The sequence below is a fragment of the Agrobacterium sp. ICMP 6402 genome, from assembly GCF_009498615.1.
GTDB lineage: Bacteria > Pseudomonadota > Alphaproteobacteria > Rhizobiales > Rhizobiaceae > Agrobacterium > Agrobacterium burrii.
In genome coordinates this window covers 882,320-901,803 of the sequence record NZ_QSNV01000001.1, presented here as the reverse complement: position 1 = coordinate 901,803, position 19,484 = coordinate 882,320, and the positions used below count along the sequence as shown (strand labels likewise).

Here is a 19,484-nt window from a genome sequence, read left to right as displayed (position 1 = left end):
CGAGGAGATCACCGATGACGGCAAGCACCTATGACGACAACAATATCTTTGCAAAAATCCTGCGCGGTGAAATTCCGAGCCACAAGCTTTACGAGGACGAGCATACGCTGGCCTTCATGGATGTGATGCCGCAGGCCCCCGGCCATCTGCTGGTCGTTCCCAAAATCGGTTCGCGCAACCTGCTCGATGCCGACCCCGAAGTGCTGGCAAAAACCATTGCCGTCGTGCAGAAACTGGCCGTGGCCGCCAAGGAAGCCTTCGACGCAGATGGCGTCTTTGTCGCCCAGTTCAACGAACCGGCGGCTGGCCAGACCGTGTTCCACCTGCACTTCCACGTCATTCCGCGCAAGGAAGGCGAACCGCTTAAACCCCATTCCGGCGCCATGGCCGATGGCGAGGTGTTGAAGGCGCATGCGGAGAAGATAAAGGCGGCGCTGGCTTCCTGAGGCTGGCCTTACACGCAACGTTATCCTCGGCCTTGTGCCGAGGATTCAACCACGTATCGTCACGTTAATCCGTTGCAGAGAACGGAGGAGACGTTTTCCGATTTATCACTCCACAGGGCGATAGGCATTCCTTTCCGGCCAGGGCCAACCTTCGAGCACGGCCATATCCGGCCGGAATATTTCCACCTTTAGCGGATAACAGAGAGCCGCATCGCTGGAATGGGCCGAGCCACAATCGCCACCCGGACAGGCGGACAGCGCGCCGATGAGATCGATTTCTGCAAAAAGCTCCAGATAATCTCCCGGCCGTACCGGGCTGGCCTTCATGAAATATTGATGCGTGTCGCGGGTGAACCCCGTGCACATGAAGACGTTCAGTACATCATGCACATGCGGTTCCGCCTCCCGGAACGACAGCCGCTTGGCGGAGGCAAGTGCACTGGTCAGGTTGGAATGGCAGCAATGGTGATAGTCGCCGCCACTGAGCAGCTTGTTGGTATAGGGATCGCAGCGGGTGCCAATTACATCATGCACGCCGCCACCATCCTCGTCCCAGCCATACCATGACAGCGTATCGTGGGTGATAGTCGCCATGGGTCGCAGGGACGGCAGGTTGCTCCACAGCCGGTTGCCGACGGAAACATGGGTGGCATGCAGGGCGCGGGTCTTGCCGCTGAAAAAGCGCTCGCTCAGGTCATGGGCGTTCCAGAGGTTCAAATCCCCGACCTGCGGACCTTCGATGCTGACGATGCGGAAAAAATGCCCCTTCGGCACATTGAAAGTCCGGCCGTCACGCGGCGGCACAATGACCTCGTCGATCTTCTCCATGCCCTCCCTTGCCTTTTCCAGACGCGCAAGGTCGGGCGTCTCAAGCGAGCCGTTCGGATAAACGACGACAGGGCGGATAGCGCGGCGCGCGGCGGCATCGACGGGTTCGGCAGCAGGCATAAGGGTCATGAAATCCTCGCGGCAATGTAAATGTCGATGTGAAATTGCGGCATGAACGCCCGGCTGACAAGAAGGGTTTTTCTTGCGCTCAGCCCAAGCGTAACTTACCCTCATCAACGATGAAACTGCCGCCGCTCGCCACCCTTCGCGCTTTTGAAGCCGCCGCCAGACAACAAAGCTTTTCTGTGGCTGCGCAGGAACTTGGCATGACGGCAACTGCGGTAAGCCAGCATGTGCGCAATCTGGAAGCTTGGCTTGGCGTGGCTCTGTTCGACCGGCATGCGAGAGGCGTGAGACTTACCCCGGCCGGCCAGGAATTCGGCGTCACGGTTTCAGGTGGCCTGCGGCAGATCGCCTCCGGCGCGGAGCGTATCCGTCGGGGCCACGACCGCATGACTGTGCGCCTGGCGAGCCTGCCCTCCGTGGTGGCGCATTTTCTGACACCCCGCCTGCCCCGCTTCCGGGCGCTGCATCCAGACATACAGGTGTCGATCAGCTATTCCGGCACGGACTACGCCGTGGAGGCCGATCTCAGAATCATACATGGCGCGACCCCTGTGCAGAAAGCCGTGGCGCTCTTCAGCGCCGAGACGCGCCCGACATGCGCACCGGCTTACATTGCGAAATCCGGTACCTTCGATGACGTCTCCAGCCTATGCCAAGCGGAATTGCTGCATGATGACAGCGAGACGGCATGGCGGGAATGGCTGGCAACTGCTGGCCTATCCCCGCCACGGAGCGCCGGCCCGATCTTTGCGGATTTCAACCTGCTGGTGACCGCGCTGAAGACCGGTCAGGGCATTGGCCTGTGCCCGACTGCACTTCTGCGCGACGAGATCGCCGGAGGACAATTGACAGTGCTTTTCGACCGGGCTGCCGATACGGAAAAATATTACTGGCTGATTGAAGCCGAAGTGATGAGCGCATCGGCCCGGCTGTTATCCGACTGGCTTCTCGCGGAAGCCCGCGAGAGCGAAACCCATGGCAATTATTCCGCCGCGGTAAGTTGAGCCGGAACGCTTACCGTCTCACCGGTGCGCTTCCTTGCCGACATCCAGTTGAGCAGGCGGGCCGAGGCGGCGCAGACGATGACAAAAGCGATGAGACCGCCGAAAACATCGGCAAGATGATGTCCGCCTTGTACTAGAACGGCCAGTAGCATCACGAAATTCAATGGCAGGATTACCGCCATCACCAGCCGATGGCGCGGCACGAACCAGACGGACATCGCCGCCATGAAGATGTGGAATGACGGAAAGCCGATCAGCCCCAGCACGTTTCTGGGAGTAAGGTAACTCACGCCTTCCTGCCCCAGCCGCATCAATTCCCGCCCATAGGCAGGGTCGACAGCCAACGGAATGGTCTGCGTAACCCACTGCGGCAACTCATGATAGGCTTTGGCACCATAGGTCGGGAAAAATATCCAGAAGGTGATGCTGACCATGGCGCCAATCACCCCTGTGACGAGGAAATGGTGCAACATCCTGTCCTTACCGGTGAAACCCAGCGTGATGATGATCAGCAGGAGTTGCGGCAACGAGGTCGCGTAAACCATGAACAGCGTTTTGCCGATCCAGGGATATGTGGCCGCCCAAATGACGATATCCGGCCAGCTATAACCAAAAGCCGCATCCACACCGAAAAGCGCCTGATCGATGACCGGAAAAGCAACCGGCAGGAACATGTAATTGAAAACCGAGGCGACGAGCGAAAACAGGATGAACAGCCCGCTCGAAATCAGAGCGGCGGCGATGCCAGAATCGCGCCCGGTTTTGCGATAGAACTGGCCGAGGATAAAAACACCGGCACCTGCCAGCGCGCACAAAAAATATCCGATATAATCGACATTGATGCCTTTGAAAGCGATCAATGCCGCGTCGATAACGAGCAATACGGCAATAAAACCAACAACAAACCGTTCTGCCGCAAAGAGTCGCATGAAGCCGATATCCCTGTTTATGATCCACAATCTAAAACAGAGAGCTTTAATATTCGAATAAATGAAATCAAAAACCTAGCGCGAACAGCCCACCCGCCAGAAGAAAAATCGGAACAGCCACACCAACGATGATGCGCTGGCCGGACAATAGAAATGCCACGAAACCGAGTGCCGCCGCGCCAATGCGCAGCCACAGGGGCGTGGCCTCCAGCGTTCCGGTTGGAAAGACGATCAGCTTGGCGGTGACGGCCATGACCAGCGACGTAGCGACCGCCCTCACCCAATAAAGCGCCTCGGAATCTTCCTTGAGGCGGTTACCGGCGAGAACGCCGAGCCAGCGCCACAGATCGGTCGCCAGCCAACCGGCGATGGCGATGAACAGATAGGGCGCCCACCAATTTTCGGTCATCATGGTTCGCTCTCGGGTGAGACGGGTTTGATCTTTCGGCGGAAGACGAAGCGGTCGATCAGATAGGCGAGCGTACCTCCACCGATGCCGGCATAGAGGATGTCGAATTCGGGGGCGATCACCGCGAAGGCAGGCCCGGCGATCACGCCGATGACAAAAGCGACCTTGACGACGGAATGGCGGGCGGTGGCCCAGATCGATGCCACGAAATAGACGGGTGTGAGGAAAAACAGCACACCGGCGACCAACGGCGGAAAGGCGGCGACGACGCCGTAACACAGGCCGACGATGATGGCGTTGATGACGGTCAGCGTCATGCCGAAACCGGCGAACCAGGCGGCGCGCGCCTCACGCGGCACCTTCGACAGATTTTGCGTCGCGAAGACCCAGGCGGTGATGGCGACGAAATGCGAGAGAAACAGCAATATCCATGTCGGCGTCTTTGCGCCGCGCATCTCCGGAACGATGGATGCGACCATCGGCATCATCCGGACCGAGGACAGCGTGACCGCCAGAAAACAGGCGGCGAGATTGGCGCCACCGACCATCGAACCCATGAGGATCATCTTGGCCGGCAGAGCCCAGATCATCAGCGTCATGAACACTGCTTCGCCGCGCGGCACCCCGGATTCCAGCGCGAAGGCGCTGAAACCGACGAAGGATGTCATGAGAATGAGCGAGGGCAGTGAGAAGATGCCCCGCATTCCCCTGAAAAACCAGCCACGCAGGGAGATGGTGTCGCTATCGGCCGTTTGCATTCAGAATCCAATAATACATGTCGCCCGAAACTGAGCAGCGGTTTCAGGATAACGACGTGCATAAAACAAAAAACGCGTCGCGTGAATTCGGGAAATGCGTCGCGCTTTACACATGAAAATGCCGGGCTTTCGCCCGGCATCGGTTTATCGGTTGAGCAACCGCATCATTTCTTCTTCGGCACTTTCGGCACGGTATTGGCCTTGCGGCGCGGCTTGTTCTCTTCGTCGGGCTTGTCCGCCTCGGCGACCAGAACATCCGCCTCCTCCGCCGCCTTCGAGGCGGGTTTCGCCTTGGCCTTCGACGCCTTGCCCGGCGACTTTGCGGCCTTCAGCTCCGCTTCCGGCTTCGGCTTTACGGGTGCAGTTTCCGGCAGAACCTCGAGTTTAAGGCCATCGGAGCCGTCATCCTTCTTGCCGACGGTGACGCTGACGACGCCGCCCTTCTTGAGCTTGCCGAAGAGAATCTCGTTGGCGAGCGGCTTCTTGATGTGTTCCTGGATCACGCGCGACAGCGGGCGGGCGCCCATCTTCTCGTCGTAACCCTTCTCCGCCAGCCAGGAGATCGCATCTTCATGCAGATCGAAGGTGACATTGCGTTCGGACAGCTGGGTTTCCAGCTGCATGACGAACTTCTGCACGACCTTGTGGATAACGGCGGTCGGCAGCGGCGAGAACGGAATGATCGCATCCAGACGGTTGCGGAATTCCGGCGTGAACAGGCGGTTGATTGCCTCTTCATCCTCACCCGTGCGGCGCGAAGAACCGAAACCGATAGCCGACTTGGCCATTTCGGAGGCACCCGCATTGGTCGTCATGATGAGGATGACGTTGCGGAAGTCGATCTTCTTGCCGTTATGGTCGGTCAGCGAGCCATGGTCCATCACCTGCAACAGAATGTTGTAGATATCCGGATGCGCCTTTTCGATTTCGTCCAGCAGCACCACGGAATGCGGATGCTGATCGACGCCATCGGTCAACAGACCGCCCTGATCGAAGCCGACATAACCGGGAGGTGCGCCGAGCAGACGCGACACGGTATGGCGCTCCATATATTCCGACATGTCGAAGCGCAGCATCTCGACGCCAAGCGAGGCGGCGAGCTGCTTGGCCACTTCCGTCTTGCCCACGCCCGTCGGGCCGGAGAAGACGTAGGAGCCGATCGGCTTGTTCGGTTCGCGCAGGCCGGCACGGGCCAGCTTGATGGCTGTTGCCAGCGCCTCGATGGCGATATCCTGACCATAAACGACCGAGCGCAGTTCCTTTTCGAGATTGGCAAGAACCATCTCGTCATCTTTGGACACCGTCTTCGGCGGAATGCGGGCCATCGTCGCGATGGTGACCTCGATTTCCTTTTCGGTGATCAGCTTGCGGCGCTTGGACGCCGGCAGCAACATCTGCGCCGCACCGGTTTCGTCGATCACGTCGATCGCCTTGTCCGGCAGCTTGCGGTCGGAAATGTAGCGGGCCGACAATTCGACGGCAGCCTTGATCGCCTCGTTGGAATATCTGAGGTGATGATACTCCTCGAAATAGGGCTTCAGACCCTTCATGATCGCGATCGTGTCATCGATGGACGGCTCGTTGACGTCGATCTTCTGGAAACGACGCACCAGTGCGCGGTCCTTTTCGAAGAACTGCCGATATTCCTTGTAGGTGGTCGAACCGATGCAGCGGATAGCGCCCGAAGACAAAGCCGGCTTCAACAGGTTAGACGCATCCATCGCGCCGCCTGACGTCGCGCCGGCACCGATGACGGTATGGATTTCATCGATGAACAGCACCGCGCCCGGAAACTCTTCGAGTTCCTTGACGACCTGCTTCAGCCGCTCTTCGAAATCGCCGCGATAGCGGGTGCCGGCCAGCAGCGTGCCCATGTCGAGCGAGAAGATCGTGTCGTTGGCGAGCGCTTCCGGCACCTTGCCCTCGACGATGCGCTTGGCCAGACCTTCGGCGATAGCCGTCTTGCCCACGCCCGGATCGCCCACATAAAGCGGGTTGTTCTTGGAGCGGCGGCAAAGGATCTGGATGGTGCGGTTGACCTCCTCGTGACGGCCGATCAACGGATCGATCTTGCCGTTGCGCGCCTTGTCGTTGAGGTTGACGCAATAGGCTTTCAGCGCGTCCTGCTGCTTTTTAGCGGACGGACCCTCTTCCTCGGGATTGCTGCGGCTGGCTTTCGGATCGGCTTCGGGTTCGTCGGCCCCACGCGGCGCGCGCGTCTGCGAGGTGCCCGGACGCTTGCCGATGCCATGGGAGATGTAATTGACCGCATCGTAACGGGTCATTTCCTGTTCCTGCAGGAAATAGGCGGCATGGCTTTCGCGCTCGGCGAAGATGGCGACAAGCACGTTCGCGCCGGTCACTTCCTCGCGGCCGGACGATTGCACATGGATGACAGCCCGCTGAATGACGCGCTGGAAGCCGGAGGTGGGCTTGGAATCCTCGTCATAACCGGTCACGAGGTTGGTCAGTTCGTTGTCGACGTAGTCGCTGACGGTCTTGCGCAGCGCATCGAGATCGACGTTGCAGGCACCCATCACGGCGGCGGCATCCGCGTCGTCGATCAGCGCCAGAAGGAGATGTTCAAGCGTCGCATATTCGTGGTGACGCTCATTTGCAAAGGTCAGTGCCTGGTGCAGCGCCTTCTCGAGACTTGGGGAAAAAGTTGGCACGTTGCGATCCTCATTTCTTTTCCATGACGCATTGCAGCGGATGCTGGTGCTGTCGGGCGAAATCCATGACCTGGCTTACTTTCGTCTCTGCGACCTCATATGTAAACACCCCGCATTCGCCGACGCCGTGCTGGTGCACGTGCAGCATGATACGGGTCGCCGCTTCGCGATCCTTCTGGAAGAAACGCTCCAGAATGTGAATGACGAACTCCATTGGAGTGTAGTCGTCATTCAGTAAAAGAACACGGTACAAATTCGGTCTTTTCGTCTTTGCCTTGACGCGGGTGATAACGGAGGTTCCGCGGTTGTTGCCGCCGTCTTCCCCGTCGCCCTCGCCCTGCATGTAGATCGGCCTAGCGATCATCTTTCATCATTCTCCACACTATTCTCGAACCGACAGCTCATCGCCAGCAGGGAGAACTTCGCCTCTTCATATCTAGGTCGTCGTGACGCGATTTTAAGCCCCTTGCGCAACGGCGCAATCACTATTGCGTTTGCAAGGAGGCAAACCTCGGGAAAAATTGGGGACTTGCGGCAGCGCTTCGGCAAACTGCGTGACACCCGCCGTCCCCGAAGCATTTTTTGGCCAGGCGGCAGCGGTTCCCGCGCATGGCAGGCGACGGCGAAAATCCGTCGTCATTCCTTGGCGTCGAGCATTTCGCGAACGGCAATGGCCAGTTGCTTCAGCGAAAAAGGTTTCGGCAGGAAGCCGAACTTGGCGTCCGCCGGCAGGTTTTTCGCGAATGCGTCCTCGGCATAACCGGACACGAAGATGAATTTCAGATCGGGATAAGACTTGCGCAGTTCCTTAAGCAGCGTCGGGCCATCCATTTCAGGCATCACCACATCGGACACGACGATATCGACCTTGCCTTCCAGCTCTTCCATCACCTCCAGCGCCTCGGTGCCGGAACCCGCCTCATGCACGGTGTAACCACGGGTTTCCAGCATGCGCTTGCCGCCGCGCCGCACCGCCTCCTCGTCCTCCACCAGAAGTACGACAGCGGAGTTGCCGGTGAGGTCGAGCGGTTCTTCCTTTACCGGCTCAGGTGCCGCCACAGGAGCGAGCGCTGCTTCTCCAGGCTGCTGGCCCGCAACGGCCTCCACCACATGGCGCGGCAGGTAGATGCGGAAGGCTGTTCCCTTGCCCATTTCCGATTCGGGATAGATGTAACCGCCGGACTGCTTGACGATGCCATAGACCATCGACAGGCCGAGACCGGTGCCCTTGCCGACTTCCTTGGTCGTGAAGAAGGGCTCGAAAATCTTGTCCATGATTTCAGGCGGAATGCCGGTGCCATTGTCGGCAACTTCCACCATGACCATGTCTTCCGCCGGAACTTCCGGCCGGCCGAGTGCCGCCGCCTCCTGCGCATCCACATTGCGGGTGCGGATGGTGATCTTGCCACCTTCAGGCATGGCATCGCGGGCATTGACGCAGAGATTGATGAGCACCTGCTCGAATTGTGACAGATCGGTCTTCACCGGCCAGAGGTCGCGTCCGTAATCCACCTCAAGCTTGACATTGGTGCCGGAAATCAGCCGGTCGACCAGCATGCGCAGATCGCCGATGACATCCGTCAGATTGAGGATCGCCGGACGCATCGTCTGCTTGCGCGAAAACGCCAGCAGCTGGCGCACCAGAACAGCTGCGCGGTTGGCGTTGCGCTTGATCTCCATGAGGTCGGCAAAACTCGGATCGGCAGGCCGCGCCTGTAGCAGCAAGTGGTCCGACGACAGCAGGATGGCGGTCAGCACGTTGTTGAAATCGTGGGCGATGCCGCCCGCCAGCGTGCCGACGGCATTCATCTTCTGCGTCTGCGCCATCTGGGTTTCCAGCGCCTTCTGCTCCGTCACCTCGATGGCGTAGACAATTGCCACCTCTTCCGGCGCCTCGTCGTCCTGATCGATGACGGCGTTGACGTAGAAACGGAAATGCCTGGTCTCGTCGCTCGGGTGGCGCGAATCGAACGGCGCGATATCGCCCTGACGATCCTTCGCCTCGGCCAGTGCCTGTTCCAGCCGCGGCTTCTCATTGTCATGCAGGACGGTTTCAAGCGCCACGCCGCGATCGATATCGTCACGTCCGACAACGCCGGAAAAAAGCTTCAGGAACGGCGCGTTGATGCGCAGAATGCGGCCTTCGCCATCCAGCGAGGCAATCGCCATCGGGGTATTGTTGAAGAAGCGCGTGAAACGCATGGCGGAGGAGGATTCCGTATCCTCCTGCCCCTTGGGACGCATCAGAACGATTGTCCGGCTCTCGCCCGGCGCACCGTCCTTGGAACTGACCTGATGCACGAGGCGGGCCGGCATGCTCTGGCCGTTCACCCGGCGCATGTCGAGATCGAGGATTTCGGTGCGCTTGGCGCTGCCCTGCGGATGGACGGATTCGATCAGCGCCATGCCTTCGCCGGCGACGATATCGGACACCGTCATCGAGCCGGGCGAAAATTGCGCCAGATCGATGCCCAGCCATTCGGACAGGGTGGCGTTCAGATAAACAATCTCGCCCTTGCGTCCAGCGGAAAAGAAACCGGCCGGCGCGTGGTCGAGATAGTCGATGGCATTCTGCAATTCGCGGAAAAACCGTTCCTGATCCTCACGCTCCGGCGTGATATCGGCGATCTGGAAAACGTGCAGACCCTCGCCGCCCGCATCCTTCAGCACCCGGCCTTTCAGCCTGTACCAATGCGGCCCGGCGCTCCCATCCTCGCCCAGCGGTTTCTGCAGCCGGAACTCCTCGTAACCGTCGCGGCCCTCCCGCAGCACGTTGATGAGCCGGTAAAGCGCCTCGGTCGATTCCCGGCTGCGCGACAAAAGCGTTTCGAGGCTCTGGATATCGCTCGCCCTGGTGGTGCCGCTCATGCGGCAATAGGTGGCGTTGGCGTATACCATATGCCCCTTGGCATCGGTGATCAGCGTGCCCTCGGGATGGGCAGACAGGAACCGGCGGGCAAGCCCGTCCGATTGCGACTGGGGCATGACCTCGATGAAACCGATGATCGACGACACCAGAAAAAAGATGCCCATCATCGCCAGCACGCCGAGAATGCCGAGCACGATTTCGTTTTCCAGCTGATCCTTGAAATAGACGAAGCCGGCAGCGGCGGCGATCAGCACCAGCGCCAGAAGCAGGATGCGCAAAACCGTGCCGGAACGGGCACGCCTGTCCACCAGCGGAAGGTCGTTGTCGCTTGTCTCGCGCACCCGTGTCATCTTGGCCTCGCAGTCGTGCAGGTCGTCATTCGGTCAGCCACGGTTCTCGACGGAATCGGGCGTTAAAATTTCTTGTAGCAACTCGCTTGCGCATCAAAAAGCTCCGCCGGGCCACAAAGGCTTAAAAACGCACAGGGAAAACGCTTGGAAAGGCGCAATACACAGGCCTTTCAGTCGGCAAGGGAACCGAAAGCCACACCAGGCGGTTTTGTGTTCCAGGGGGACGGTGGCGGATAAACCTTGTATCGCGCCCAAAAAAATCGTCTTTTCCTGTTTGATGTTCACACTATAAGAACCACGGCAATATTAATTGCTCAAGAAATTAAAGGCCAGAAAATCTGAAGGGATGATCTCCATGATGGAAGATTTTATCGGCACCTATGGAAATAATCTCATCGTTGCCGTCGTCGGTGTGGGTGCGGCGCTGCTTATTCTGGCGATCGCTTTGTGGATCCTACGCAGGCGCAGCGGTTCGTCGCCGTTTATCCGTGGCGGGCGCAACCGGCAGCCGCGCCTGCAGGTTCTCGACGCGACGGCCGTTGATGCGCGCCGCCGTCTGGTGCTGGTTCGCCGCGACAATGTCGAGCATCTGGTGATGATCGGCGGCCCGACAGATATCGTCATCGAAAGCGGTATCGGCGCAATCCCTATCGTCAGGGACGTGCAGGAGCCGGAACTGAAGGCCCTGCCGCGTCAGGAGAGCGAACCGAAGAGGGCCGAGCCGTCTATTCCCCAGGAACGCCGCGCCGCCCTGCCGCAACAGCCGCCCGTCGCAGCGGCAGCCCCTCCCGTGTCGCAGGAACCGGTGAGACAGCCGCAACGGCCGGAGCCGGCCCCGCCTGCTCCTCGCCCGCCACAACCGACTGCAACAACTGCACCATTGCCGCCGCGCCCATCGACACCGCCGCAACCCGTATCGCCGCCGCCCGTGGCAGTCCGCGAGCCCGCTCCACCGGTCAGACAGGCCGCACCAGAGAGGGAGATCGTGCGTCCCGTCCCGCCACCGCCAACAATGGCTGCCGCAGCCCCGGCAGCTGCCATTTTGCCAGTAACCGCCGCGTCGCTCGACATGGCCAGCGAACGAAGCGAGCCGCGTCGTGCGGAACCCTTCGTGCCCGCTCCGGTACAGACACCGATACCGGTCGCACCGCCGGTGCCAGCACAGGCGACGCAGGCAAAGGTGGAAGAAGAACGGCCGACGGTCATCGCCCCACCGGTTTTTGCCGCGCGCGAGCCGGTGTTCGACAAATCCAGCGCCGCAGATTTTCTCGATGCGGCGCGCGAGCGGGTTCTTCCCGGCATGAAGCCTGAACAACTGAAGCCTGAGCAGAACGCGCCGCCTGCCCCCTTCCCGCCGAAACCGGAAAGTCCGGCTTTTGCGTCCAACGACGCTGAACCGAAATTTTCCGATGAGCTGGCCAGCGATTTCGAGAGCTTTCTCGAAGCGGAGATAGCCAAGAGCCGGGATGCGGATAACGAACCGGCAATTGCCGCCGCCGAAAAGCAGCAGAAAAACGAGCCCGTTTCGCCACCAGTTACCGGAGCGTCGCCAGATGGTGACGTGCAAAAGGAAATGGCGCGTATTTTTGGCGAGCTTTCCGTTACCCGCGACCGCTGAGGCGGCGCGCATAAAGCTTCAATGCCAAAAGGGCACGGAACAATTCCGTGCCCTTTTGCTTGTGCTTGTGCAGGTGCTTAATATGGCCGGTTCGCTGCGGCGTCCGGCACAGCAGCCTTGTTATTCGTCGCGATAAACTTTTTCGCGACGCTCGTGACGTTCCTGCGCCTCGATGGAGAGCGTCGCTATCGGGCGGGCGTCAAGACGCTTGAGGCCGATAGGTTCACCCGTTTCCTCACAGAAACCGTAGGTGCCGTCTTCGATCCGCTGAAGAGCCGCATCGATTTTGGAAATCAGCTTGCGCTGACGGTCGCGGGCGCGAAGTTCGATCGCCCGGTCTGTTTCGGATGAAGCCCGATCAGCGAGATCGGGGTGATTGGCGCTTTCTTCGGCGAGATGTCCGAGGGTCTCGCGCGCTTCTCTCAGGATGTCATTTTTCCAGGCGACCAGCTTCGCGCGGAAGTAGGCCCGCTGGCTGGCATTCATGAACTCGTCGTCTTCCGAGAGTACATATTTGCTAAGATCGATCTTCTCACTCAACGCGATTCTCCTCGAAGAACATCTCAATGCGGCGGTGTATACTCCAATGATATAGGCCGGTTCAAGTCTACAGATCAGTTTTCAGGCATTTTTAAAACTGACACAAAAATCATCTAAATGACTAATTTTTATCCTCTATTGGCGTCGAGGCGATCTGTTCTTCGATCACTTCAATGCGACTTGCCAACAGGAAAGAGGACTTGCGGTCCCTCGATCCTATCCTGTAGCATCCGGCTGTACCCCAGAGTTTCGAACGCCGGTTCCTGCCCTTGACAGATTCTCATCCGAAGCGAGTTTATCTTTTACGCCACGCCAAAGCCGCCTGGGCGGCGCCGGGGGAACGCGATTTCGACCGGGGATTGAACGAGGCAGGTTTTGCCGAGGCGGAGATCATTGCCGACCTTGCCGCCGACCGGCGCTACCGCCCCGACCTGCTCTTATCCTCCACCGCCGCACGCTGTCGGCAGACCACGCAGGCCTGGCAGCGCGCCTTCAACGAAGGCATCGAAATAGCCTATGTCGATGAGATGTATAATGCGCGCAGCGAAACCTATCTCTCCCTCATCGCAGCGCAGACGGATGCCGGCTCGGTGATGCTGGTGGGCCATAACCCCACCATGGAGGCGACACTGGAGGCGATGATCGGCGAGGATATGCTGCATGCCGCCCTGCCCTCCGGTTTCCCGACCGCAGGGCTCGCCGTGCTCGATTACGACGGCAGTGGCGCAAATGGCGAGGATCGCTGGCGGCTGGTCGATTTTCTCTCACCGGGCAAGTAGCCGCCCCAACGCGTGACGGAGCCATCGCCGATGGCGGCTGTCGTGAAAATCCACCGGGGCGCTTCTTTTTTGGGCAGCCGCGACTTCCTATATTGCAGCCGTGATCATGAACCACAGCCGGGAAACTGCCATTGCCGCCTTCTCTGACGTCCCTGACAGACAGTGCGCTTATCGCGCTCGATAATCTGGCCGACCGTGCGAGCAACCTCACCCATCCGACATTACGGCTTGGCGTTACAGGCCTTTCGCGGGCGGGAAAGACGGTTTTCATTTCCTCCCTCGTCCATAATCTCCTGAATGGCGGCCGCCTGCCCCTATTCGAGGCCATGCGGTCAGGCCGCGTCTCGAATGTGCGCCTTGAGCCGCAGCCGGACGACGCTATTCCCCGCTTCCAGTACGAAGACCATATTCAGGCGCTGGTGCGCGACAGGCTGTGGCCGGATTCGACGCGGGCAATCTCGGAACTCAGGATCACGCTGGATTACCAGAGCGCCAGCGGCTGGGGCCGGTGGTTCTCGGCCGGCAAGCTATCCATCGATATTGTCGACTATCCCGGAGAATGGCTGCTCGACCTGCCGCTGCTCTCACAGGATTACAAGCAGTTCAGCGATGCGACCGTCGCACTTGCCGGGAGCGGCATCCGCGCCGAACTGGCGCAGGAGTGGCTGGCGATCGCCTCTTCGCTCGATATCAATGCGCCTGCCGATGAGATGACGGCGCGCCGCCTTGCCGAAAGCTTCGCAGCCTATCTGAAAGCCTGCAAGTCCGACGAGAGATCGCTCTCCACCCTGCCGCCCGGCCGTTTCCTGATGCCGGGCGATCTGGAGGGTTCTCCGGCGCTGACCTTTGCGCCCCTGCCGGGGCTGACCGACGAAAAGGCACCAAAGGGCTCGCTACGGGCGATGATGGAGCGGCGTTACGACGCCTATAAGTCGATTGTGGTCAAACCCTTCTTCCGCGAGCATTTCGCCCGCCTCGACCGTCAAATCGTGCTGATCGACACGCTGCAGGCCGTTAATCGCGGACCGGAAGCCGTTCAGGATCTGGAACGGGCGCTGGGCGATGTTCTTGCCTGTTTCCGCCCCGGCACCAACAGTCTGTTGTCCTCGCTCATCGGCCGTCGCATCGACAAGGTGCTGATTGCCGCCACCAAGGCCGACCATCTGCATCACGAAAGCCATGACCGGCTGGAGCGGCTGACCCGTCGTCTGGTGGACCGCGCCATCACCACCATCGGCATGAACGGTGCCGGCATAGAGGTCATGGCTCTCGCTTCCGTGCGCGCCACCAAAGAGGCAAGCGTGCGTCAGGATGGCCACGAGCTGCCCGTCATCGTCGGCACGCCGATGGCCGGAGAAACCATCAATGGCGAGACCTTCGACGGCAACCGCAAAACGGCGATCTTTCCCGGCGACCTGCCCGAAGACCCGGAACCGTTATTTCGCAGCATAGACGAGGATGGCGACAAGGCGACGCTACCGGATGTCAATGTCGTGCGCTTCCGCCCGCCCAATGTTGACGAGCCGGTTAGCGGCGGCATCCGGCTTTCCGTTCCCCATATCAGGCTCGACCGCGCCATGCAGTTCCTGTTCGGAGACAAGCTCGCATGAAGGCTCCCACACAAAACGATCCGCAGGCCCGCCGCCCGGCGGCTTTCACCCTCGAGACAGAGGAGACGGCACGGCCGTCGCCGGCGCAGAAACGCGCGCCGCGCAGCTTCGATACCGAGATTTCATTGACGCCTGACGAGGACGATCCGTTTCTGGCGCCTGAAGAGATCGATGCGGCCGCATTGCCGGTGGCCTCACCGAAGAAAAACCGCTTCTCTTTCGGCAAGCTCGCGCTCGGCGCGCTTGGTGTCCTGTTCTCGCTCGCCTTCGGCCTCTGGGCAGATCAGCTTATCCGCAACCTGTTCTCCCGCTCCGACTGGCTGGGTTATACGGCGAGTATCGCCCTTATCGTCGCGCTTTTCGCCGTTCTCGTCCTTGTCGGGCGGGAAGTCTTCGGCATCATGCGGCTCAACGCGGTGCAGTCGCTCAAGGCAGATGCGGAGACGGCGAGCCTCGACAAAAGTCCGAAACCCGCCCGTGCTGTTATCACCCGCCTTAATGCCGTCCTCTCCCACCGGGCCGAAACAGCCAAGGGCCGTGCGGCGCTGAAGGATACCGAAAATGATGTGATTGACGGCCCACATCTCATCGAGCTCGCCGAGCGTGAATTGCTGGCACCGCTCGACCGGCAGGCGCGGGCGCTGATTCTCAATTCCTCCAAGCGTGTCTCCGTGGTCACCGCCGTCAGCCCGCGCGCTATCGTCGATCTGGCTTACGTGCTGTTCGAGGTGACACGGCTGGTCAGGGCCATGGCCGAGCTTTACGGCGGCCGTCCCGGCACGCTCGGCATGCTCCGGCTGCTGCGCGACGTCGTCGCCCATCTTGCCGTCACGGGCTCGATTGCCGTCGGCGATGGGCTGGCCCAGCAAGTTCTTGGCCACGGTCTTGCCTCGAAGCTTTCCGCCCGCCTCGGCGAAGGCGTCATCAACGGCCTGATGACGGCGCGAATCGGCATTGCGGCGATGGACCTTTGCCGCCCGCTGCCGTTTCGTGCGGTGAAGCGGCCGGGGATCGGTGATTTCATGTCCGACCTGACGCCCGATTTAAGCGGCGGAAAAAGCGGTGAAAAAGCCTGATCGGTGGGGCGTACACGGCTCAAAAGGTTACGGACGAAGCCGCAAATACGGGTGAAATAAACCAAGCATTAACCATTCCGCCGGTAGATTGCCGCCTATCGAACAGGCTTCTTCGCCGGGGAAAGTATCATGTATTCGCGCTTCTTTTCGCTTGTGGGCGGACTTGCCGCCATATTGTCCGTCAGCGGCGGCTTCGGCCTGTCTGACGTCCATGCCGCATCGCGCGATCGCGACGACGTATTCTTCCGCTCTGTGGCCGGCGTCTGGAAAGGTCCGGGAGAAATCGTCGCGGGCAAATACAAGGGCACCAAATTCACCTGCGATCTGACAGGCGAACCGCTCGATGATAAAAAGACCGGCATCAAGCTTGGCGGCACCTGCCGCGTCGGCGTCTTCAGCCAGCCCATGTCTGCCATCATCAGCCAGAAGGGCAGCAGCTACGAAGGCAAGTTCCTCGATGGCGCCGAGGGCAAGGGACTGGACATCACCTCCGGACAGGTCAGTGGCGACAAGGTCGTTGTCGGCATCAACCGTTCCAAGCTCAATGGCGCCATGGTCGCCCGCGTCTCGAGTGACAATTCGATGAACATCACCATTTCCGTCAAGGTCGCCGACCAGATGATCCCTGTGATCGGCGTGACGCTGGCGCGCGACATCGACCAGCTCGCCGTTGGTTCGATCAAGCCTTAAGCGCGATAATCTTCTCAGTCATTACCGAGCGGGAGTGTCCACCACTCCCGCTTTTCGTTTGTGCGAACAATGCCGCTTCTATCCGCCTGCTGAAGCCATTCCCGTACCGGCTTTCCCCTGACGTCGATATCCGGGGCGATCTCGGCGAGCGGCATCAGGACGAAAGCGCGCTCGGTCATGCGCGGATGCGGCACTTCGATGCTTTCCGTAGCGATAACCTCATCGCCATAGGTCAACACGTCAATATCGATGGTCCGTGGCCCCCAGCGTTCGGTGCGCACCCGCTTCATGCCCTTTTCAATGTCGAGGCATAATTGCAGCAGCGCGGGCGCCGTGAGCGAGGTTTCGACCAGCGCACAGCAATTGAAGAAATCCGCCTGATCCGTCTTACCCCAGGGAGGTGTGCGGTAAAGGCCCGAGACGGCCAACAGGCGGCAATTTTCATGCGTATCCAGTTCGTGCAAGGCCTTGGCCATTGCGGCGGCGGGATCGCCAATATTGCCGCCGAGACCCAATGCGGCGACGGTCATCTTTTCAGGCACGGTGTTCAACACTCACCTGCGCATAATCGAGAATGCCGGGAACGGGCGCGGACGGTTTACGCACCGTGATGCGCAGCCAGACGATTTGCGGGTAACGGGCGCGCAGCGCTTTGGCGATGTCGTTCGCCAGCGCCTCGATCAGATAACGGCGCTGGCCCACGACGATTTTTTCGATAACGGCGAAGGCCACGCCGTAATCGACGGTATTTTCGATCTCGTCGGTTTCCAGCGCGTCACCCGCCTCGACCTCCATCTCGGCATCGACGAAAAAGCGCTGACCCAGCACCTCCTCCTGCTCGAGAAGGCCATGACGGGCGAAAAAGGAACAGTTTTTCAGGATGATGGTATAGCGGCTCATCGCATCGCCTCCATGGCAGGAATGTTTCGCCCGAAAGCCGCGCCTTTGTAAGGACACGGCATTCCGGCACTCGTTGATCTACGCATCGGCCTTTGCCGGCGCTTTGGCAAGAACCGCATCGGCAATTGCCAGTGCATCGCGTGTGGCAGTGACATTGTGCACGCGAAAAATCGAAGCACCCGAAAGGCGCAGGATCGCTGTCGTCGCAGCCGTTCCGATATCGCGTTCGTGGGCAGCATCCCTGCCCGTCAGCGACCCTATGAAACGCTTGCGCGACGTGCCGGCCAGAACCGGCAGGCCAAAAACGGCAAGTTCACCGAATCGCGCCATCAGCTCGACATTTTCGCGCTCGTCCTTGGCAAACCCGAAACCGGGATCGAGCACGATGGCATCACGGGCAATGCCCCCATCCTGCGCAATCTCCAGCGAGCGATTGAGGAATTCAAACTGGTCCTCGATGACATCGACGAGCTTCTGTCTGTCGCGGCCGGTATGCATGATGCAGACGCCAGCACGTGTGGCGGCAATCACGCCCGCCATCTCCGCATCCTTCTGCAACCCGAAGACATCATTGACGATATGCGCGCCAGCCTCGATCGAAAGCCTCGCGGTGGATGCGCGATAGGTATCGACCGAAATCAGCACATCCGTCTCGCGGCGCAGTTTCTCGATGACAGGCAACACGCGGTCCTGCTCCTGCGCCTCTGTCACCTGCGCCGCACCCGGCCGGGTGGATTCGCCGCCGATATCGATGATGTCAGCTCCCTCTTCCACGCAGGTCAGCGCATGGGAAAAAGCCGCATCGACGGCAAGAAAACGGCCGCCGTCGGAAAAGGAATCGGGGGTGGCGTTGACGATGGCCATAATACGGCCACGCCCATCAAGTTTCAGGGAGCGACCATGGGCCGCTTGCCACACATTGCTGCCGGCTGTTATCACGTAACACGCGCCTTTCAGGAATAACGGAGTGTTATGCCAATCCTTATAAGTTCCGCTCCGCCTATGCAGCAAACGTTTTTCAAGTTCAACCGGAAGGCCGGGTCATGACCAAAACATCACGTGCTCTTTGCGCCGCCCTTGCGGGTGCGCTGGCACTTTCTTCGGCCGGGCCGGCTTTTTCCGAAACCATCGTCCGCAAGACCTATTCCTATTTTTCGATCGCCGGCAAAACCGCCGCAGATCTCGACCAGCAGCTCTCCAAGCATGGCCCGCTGACGCGCAATACCGGTGCCCGCCATCCCGGTGCGACCGAGATCAAATTCGGCGGCGAACTCAGTTATGTCGAAAAAAACGGCCAGTGCAGCGTTGGAACGGCGAAGGTTCTTTTGAACACCCGTATCCTTCTGCCGCGATGGAAAAACCGTCGCCGTACCACGGCGGAACTGGCCTTCATCTGGGATACGCTGCTTGCCGATATCAAGCGCCATGAGGAGCGGCACGCGGAAATCGCCCGCACCCATGCCCGTTCGCTCGAAAGAGAGCTGGCAGCACTTCATCCGCAGAAAAACTGCGAGACGCTGCAGGAAATGGTCGGCAAGATCACCCAGACGGTGATGGATGAACACGACAGGGACCAGATGCGTTTCGATGTGGTAGAATCGAAAAATTTCGATGCCCGCATGACCCGGCTTTTGAAAAACCGGCTCGAACAGGGGCAGAATCGGCGCTAAACCGCCTTTCGCCGCATTTCCCGTTAAGGCGCAACGCAACGGAAACATGACGTTACGTCATGTCCGATCTCACCCGTGACTTCTCGTCATGGTGCCGTCGCCGAGACTCATTGTAGCTTGTTCATACGGTTTTTAACGGTTGTGGCCCGCAACGGGTCCGGCGCTCAAAACTCTCTCCGGTTCTCCCGGTGCGCACTTGAGGGCTCGCAG

19 protein-coding genes are annotated in these 19,484 nt (G+C 59.8%); 8 read left to right on the top strand and 11 right to left on the bottom strand.

Annotated elements, in window-relative coordinates; genetic code table 11:
- Positions 1-14 precede the first annotated feature (14 nt).
- Positions 15-446, top strand: coding sequence for an HIT family protein (locus tag DXT96_RS04535; protein WP_153513636.1), 432 nt, complete (start codon positions 15-17; stop codon positions 444-446).
- A 105-nt stretch (positions 447-551) separates the two neighbouring features.
- On the opposite strand, the gene DXT96_RS04530 is transcribed toward DXT96_RS04535, so the two are convergent.
- Positions 552-1,403, bottom strand: a complete 852-nt coding sequence (locus DXT96_RS04530; RefSeq protein ID WP_153513635.1) for a DUF1989 domain-containing protein — start codon at positions 1,401-1,403, stop codon at positions 552-554.
- Between the two features lie 110 nt (positions 1,404-1,513).
- On the opposite strand from DXT96_RS04530, the gene DXT96_RS04525 reads away from it, so the two are divergent.
- Complete coding sequence (locus tag DXT96_RS04525) at positions 1,514-2,404, top strand: LysR family transcriptional regulator (RefSeq protein ID WP_153513634.1); 891 nt, start codon at positions 1,514-1,516, stop codon at positions 2,402-2,404.
- On the opposite strand, the gene DXT96_RS04520 is transcribed toward DXT96_RS04525, so the two are convergent.
- The 6 genes from DXT96_RS04520 to cckA all read right to left on the bottom strand — a co-directional run bounded on the left by DXT96_RS04520 (position 2,383) and on the right by cckA (position 10,391).
- Entirely contained in the window at positions 2,383-3,333 is a 951-nt protein-coding gene (locus DXT96_RS04520) for a phosphatase PAP2 family protein (RefSeq protein ID WP_153513633.1), read from the bottom strand. The genes DXT96_RS04525 and DXT96_RS04520 overlap by 22 nt on opposite strands.
- 67 nt (positions 3,334-3,400) lie before the next feature.
- Positions 3,401-3,745, bottom strand: a complete 345-nt coding sequence (locus DXT96_RS04515) for an AzlD domain-containing protein (RefSeq protein WP_174372660.1) — start codon at positions 3,743-3,745, stop codon at positions 3,401-3,403.
- Positions 3,742-4,500: an AzlC family ABC transporter permease gene (locus DXT96_RS04510; RefSeq protein ID WP_153513632.1), complete on the bottom strand. Its 759-nt coding sequence runs from the start codon at positions 4,498-4,500 to the stop codon at positions 3,742-3,744. Before DXT96_RS04510 ends, DXT96_RS04515 begins: the two co-directional genes overlap by 4 nt.
- A 164-nt stretch (positions 4,501-4,664) precedes the next feature.
- Entirely contained in the window at positions 4,665-7,172 is a 2,508-nt protein-coding gene (clpA, locus tag DXT96_RS04505) for an ATP-dependent Clp protease ATP-binding subunit ClpA (RefSeq protein ID WP_149897687.1), read from the bottom strand.
- Positions 7,173-7,182: 10 nt separating this feature from the next.
- Positions 7,183-7,536, bottom strand: coding sequence for an ATP-dependent Clp protease adapter ClpS (gene clpS, locus DXT96_RS04500; RefSeq protein WP_149897688.1), 354 nt, complete (start codon positions 7,534-7,536; stop codon positions 7,183-7,185).
- 272 nt (positions 7,537-7,808) lie between these two features.
- Positions 7,809-10,391: a cell cycle histidine kinase CckA gene (gene cckA / locus DXT96_RS04495; protein ID WP_153513631.1), complete on the bottom strand. Its 2,583-nt coding sequence runs from the start codon at positions 10,389-10,391 to the stop codon at positions 7,809-7,811.
- A 346-nt stretch (positions 10,392-10,737) separates the two neighbouring features.
- Between cckA and DXT96_RS04490 the strand changes: the two genes are divergently transcribed.
- Positions 10,738-12,009: a flagellar biosynthetic protein FliO gene (locus tag DXT96_RS04490; RefSeq protein WP_194287543.1), complete on the top strand. Its 1,272-nt coding sequence runs from the start codon at positions 10,738-10,740 to the stop codon at positions 12,007-12,009.
- Positions 12,010-12,129: 120 nt separating this feature from the next.
- Here the strand turns inward: DXT96_RS04490 and dksA are convergent, their stop codons facing one another.
- Positions 12,130-12,549 (bottom strand): RNA polymerase-binding protein DksA, encoded by a 420-nt coding sequence (gene dksA, locus DXT96_RS04485; RefSeq protein ID WP_046800250.1) that lies wholly within the window; start codon positions 12,547-12,549, stop codon positions 12,130-12,132.
- A 269-nt stretch (positions 12,550-12,818) separates the two neighbouring features.
- Between dksA and DXT96_RS04480 the strand changes: the two genes are divergently transcribed.
- The 4 genes from DXT96_RS04480 to DXT96_RS04465 all read left to right on the top strand — a co-directional run bounded on the left by DXT96_RS04480 (position 12,819) and on the right by DXT96_RS04465 (position 16,704).
- The gene (locus DXT96_RS04480) at positions 12,819-13,328 is read left to right on the top strand and encodes a histidine phosphatase family protein (protein WP_153513629.1); all 510 of its coding nucleotides are present in this window, start codon (positions 12,819-12,821) and stop codon (positions 13,326-13,328) included.
- A 131-nt stretch (positions 13,329-13,459) separates the two neighbouring features.
- Positions 13,460-14,938 carry a YcjX family protein gene (locus DXT96_RS04475; RefSeq protein WP_153513628.1) on the top strand — a complete coding sequence of 493 codons (1,479 nt, stop codon included), beginning with the start codon at positions 13,460-13,462 and terminating at the stop codon, positions 14,936-14,938.
- On the top strand, positions 14,935-16,014 hold the full coding sequence (locus DXT96_RS04470; protein WP_149897693.1) for a YcjF family protein: 1,080 nt from the start codon (positions 14,935-14,937) through the stop codon (positions 16,012-16,014). The genes DXT96_RS04475 and DXT96_RS04470 overlap by 4 nt, the downstream gene beginning before the upstream one ends.
- Positions 16,015-16,143: 129 nt before the next feature.
- Positions 16,144-16,704: a hypothetical protein gene (locus tag DXT96_RS04465; protein WP_046800254.1), complete on the top strand. Its 561-nt coding sequence runs from the start codon at positions 16,144-16,146 to the stop codon at positions 16,702-16,704.
- Between the two features lie 14 nt (positions 16,705-16,718).
- On the opposite strand, the gene folK is transcribed toward DXT96_RS04465, so the two are convergent.
- The 3 genes from folK to folP all read right to left on the bottom strand — a co-directional run bounded on the left by folK (position 16,719) and on the right by folP (position 18,468).
- Positions 16,719-17,234, bottom strand: a complete 516-nt coding sequence (folK, locus tag DXT96_RS04460; protein WP_194287597.1) for a 2-amino-4-hydroxy-6-hydroxymethyldihydropteridine diphosphokinase — start codon at positions 17,232-17,234, stop codon at positions 16,719-16,721.
- A gap of 4 nt (positions 17,235-17,238) precedes the next feature.
- A complete protein-coding gene (folB, locus tag DXT96_RS04455; protein ID WP_142839671.1) occupies positions 17,239-17,604 on the bottom strand; it encodes a dihydroneopterin aldolase in 366 nt (121 codons plus the stop codon).
- 78 nt (positions 17,605-17,682) lie between these two features.
- Entirely contained in the window at positions 17,683-18,468 is a 786-nt protein-coding gene (folP, locus tag DXT96_RS04450) for a dihydropteroate synthase (RefSeq protein ID WP_153513627.1), read from the bottom strand.
- 179 nt (positions 18,469-18,647) lie between these two features.
- Here folP and DXT96_RS04445 point away from each other — a divergent pair, with 179 nt between their 5' ends.
- The gene (locus tag DXT96_RS04445) at positions 18,648-19,274 is read left to right on the top strand and encodes a DUF922 domain-containing Zn-dependent protease (protein WP_153513626.1); all 627 of its coding nucleotides are present in this window, start codon (positions 18,648-18,650) and stop codon (positions 19,272-19,274) included.
- The last annotated feature ends 210 nt before the right edge of the window (positions 19,275-19,484 follow it).

Excerpts from the sequence above, each read along its gene's own strand:
- DXT96_RS04535 (WP_153513636.1), top strand. The coding sequence starts at position 15 with ATGACGGCAAGCACCTATGACGACAACAATATCTTTGCAAAAATCCTG.
- DXT96_RS04530 (WP_153513635.1), bottom strand. The coding sequence starts at position 1,403 with ATGACCCTTATGCCTGCTGCCGAACCCGTCGATGCCGCCGCGCGCCGC.
- DXT96_RS04525 (WP_153513634.1), top strand. The coding sequence starts at position 1,514 with ATGAAACTGCCGCCGCTCGCCACCCTTCGCGCTTTTGAAGCCGCCGCC.
- DXT96_RS04520 (WP_153513633.1), bottom strand. The coding sequence starts at position 3,333 with ATGCGACTCTTTGCGGCAGAACGGTTTGTTGTTGGTTTTATTGCCGTA.
- DXT96_RS04515 (WP_174372660.1), bottom strand. The coding sequence starts at position 3,745 with ATGATGACCGAAAATTGGTGGGCGCCCTATCTGTTCATCGCCATCGCC.
- DXT96_RS04510 (WP_153513632.1), bottom strand. The coding sequence starts at position 4,500 with ATGCAAACGGCCGATAGCGACACCATCTCCCTGCGTGGCTGGTTTTTC.
- clpS (WP_149897688.1), bottom strand. The coding sequence starts at position 7,536 with ATGATCGCTAGGCCGATCTACATGCAGGGCGAGGGCGACGGGGAAGAC.
- cckA (WP_153513631.1), bottom strand. The coding sequence starts at position 10,391 with ATGACACGGGTGCGCGAGACAAGCGACAACGACCTTCCGCTGGTGGAC.
- DXT96_RS04490 (WP_194287543.1), top strand. The coding sequence starts at position 10,738 with ATGATCTCCATGATGGAAGATTTTATCGGCACCTATGGAAATAATCTC.
- DXT96_RS04470 (WP_149897693.1), top strand. The coding sequence starts at position 14,935 with ATGAAGGCTCCCACACAAAACGATCCGCAGGCCCGCCGCCCGGCGGCT.
- DXT96_RS04465 (WP_046800254.1), top strand. The coding sequence starts at position 16,144 with ATGTATTCGCGCTTCTTTTCGCTTGTGGGCGGACTTGCCGCCATATTG.
- folK (WP_194287597.1), bottom strand. The coding sequence starts at position 17,234 with ATGACCGTCGCCGCATTGGGTCTCGGCGGCAATATTGGCGATCCCGCC.
- folB (WP_142839671.1), bottom strand. The coding sequence starts at position 17,604 with ATGAGCCGCTATACCATCATCCTGAAAAACTGTTCCTTTTTCGCCCGT.
- folP (WP_153513627.1), bottom strand. The coding sequence starts at position 18,468 with ATGGCCATCGTCAACGCCACCCCCGATTCCTTTTCCGACGGCGGCCGT.
- DXT96_RS04445 (WP_153513626.1), top strand. The coding sequence starts at position 18,648 with ATGACCAAAACATCACGTGCTCTTTGCGCCGCCCTTGCGGGTGCGCTG.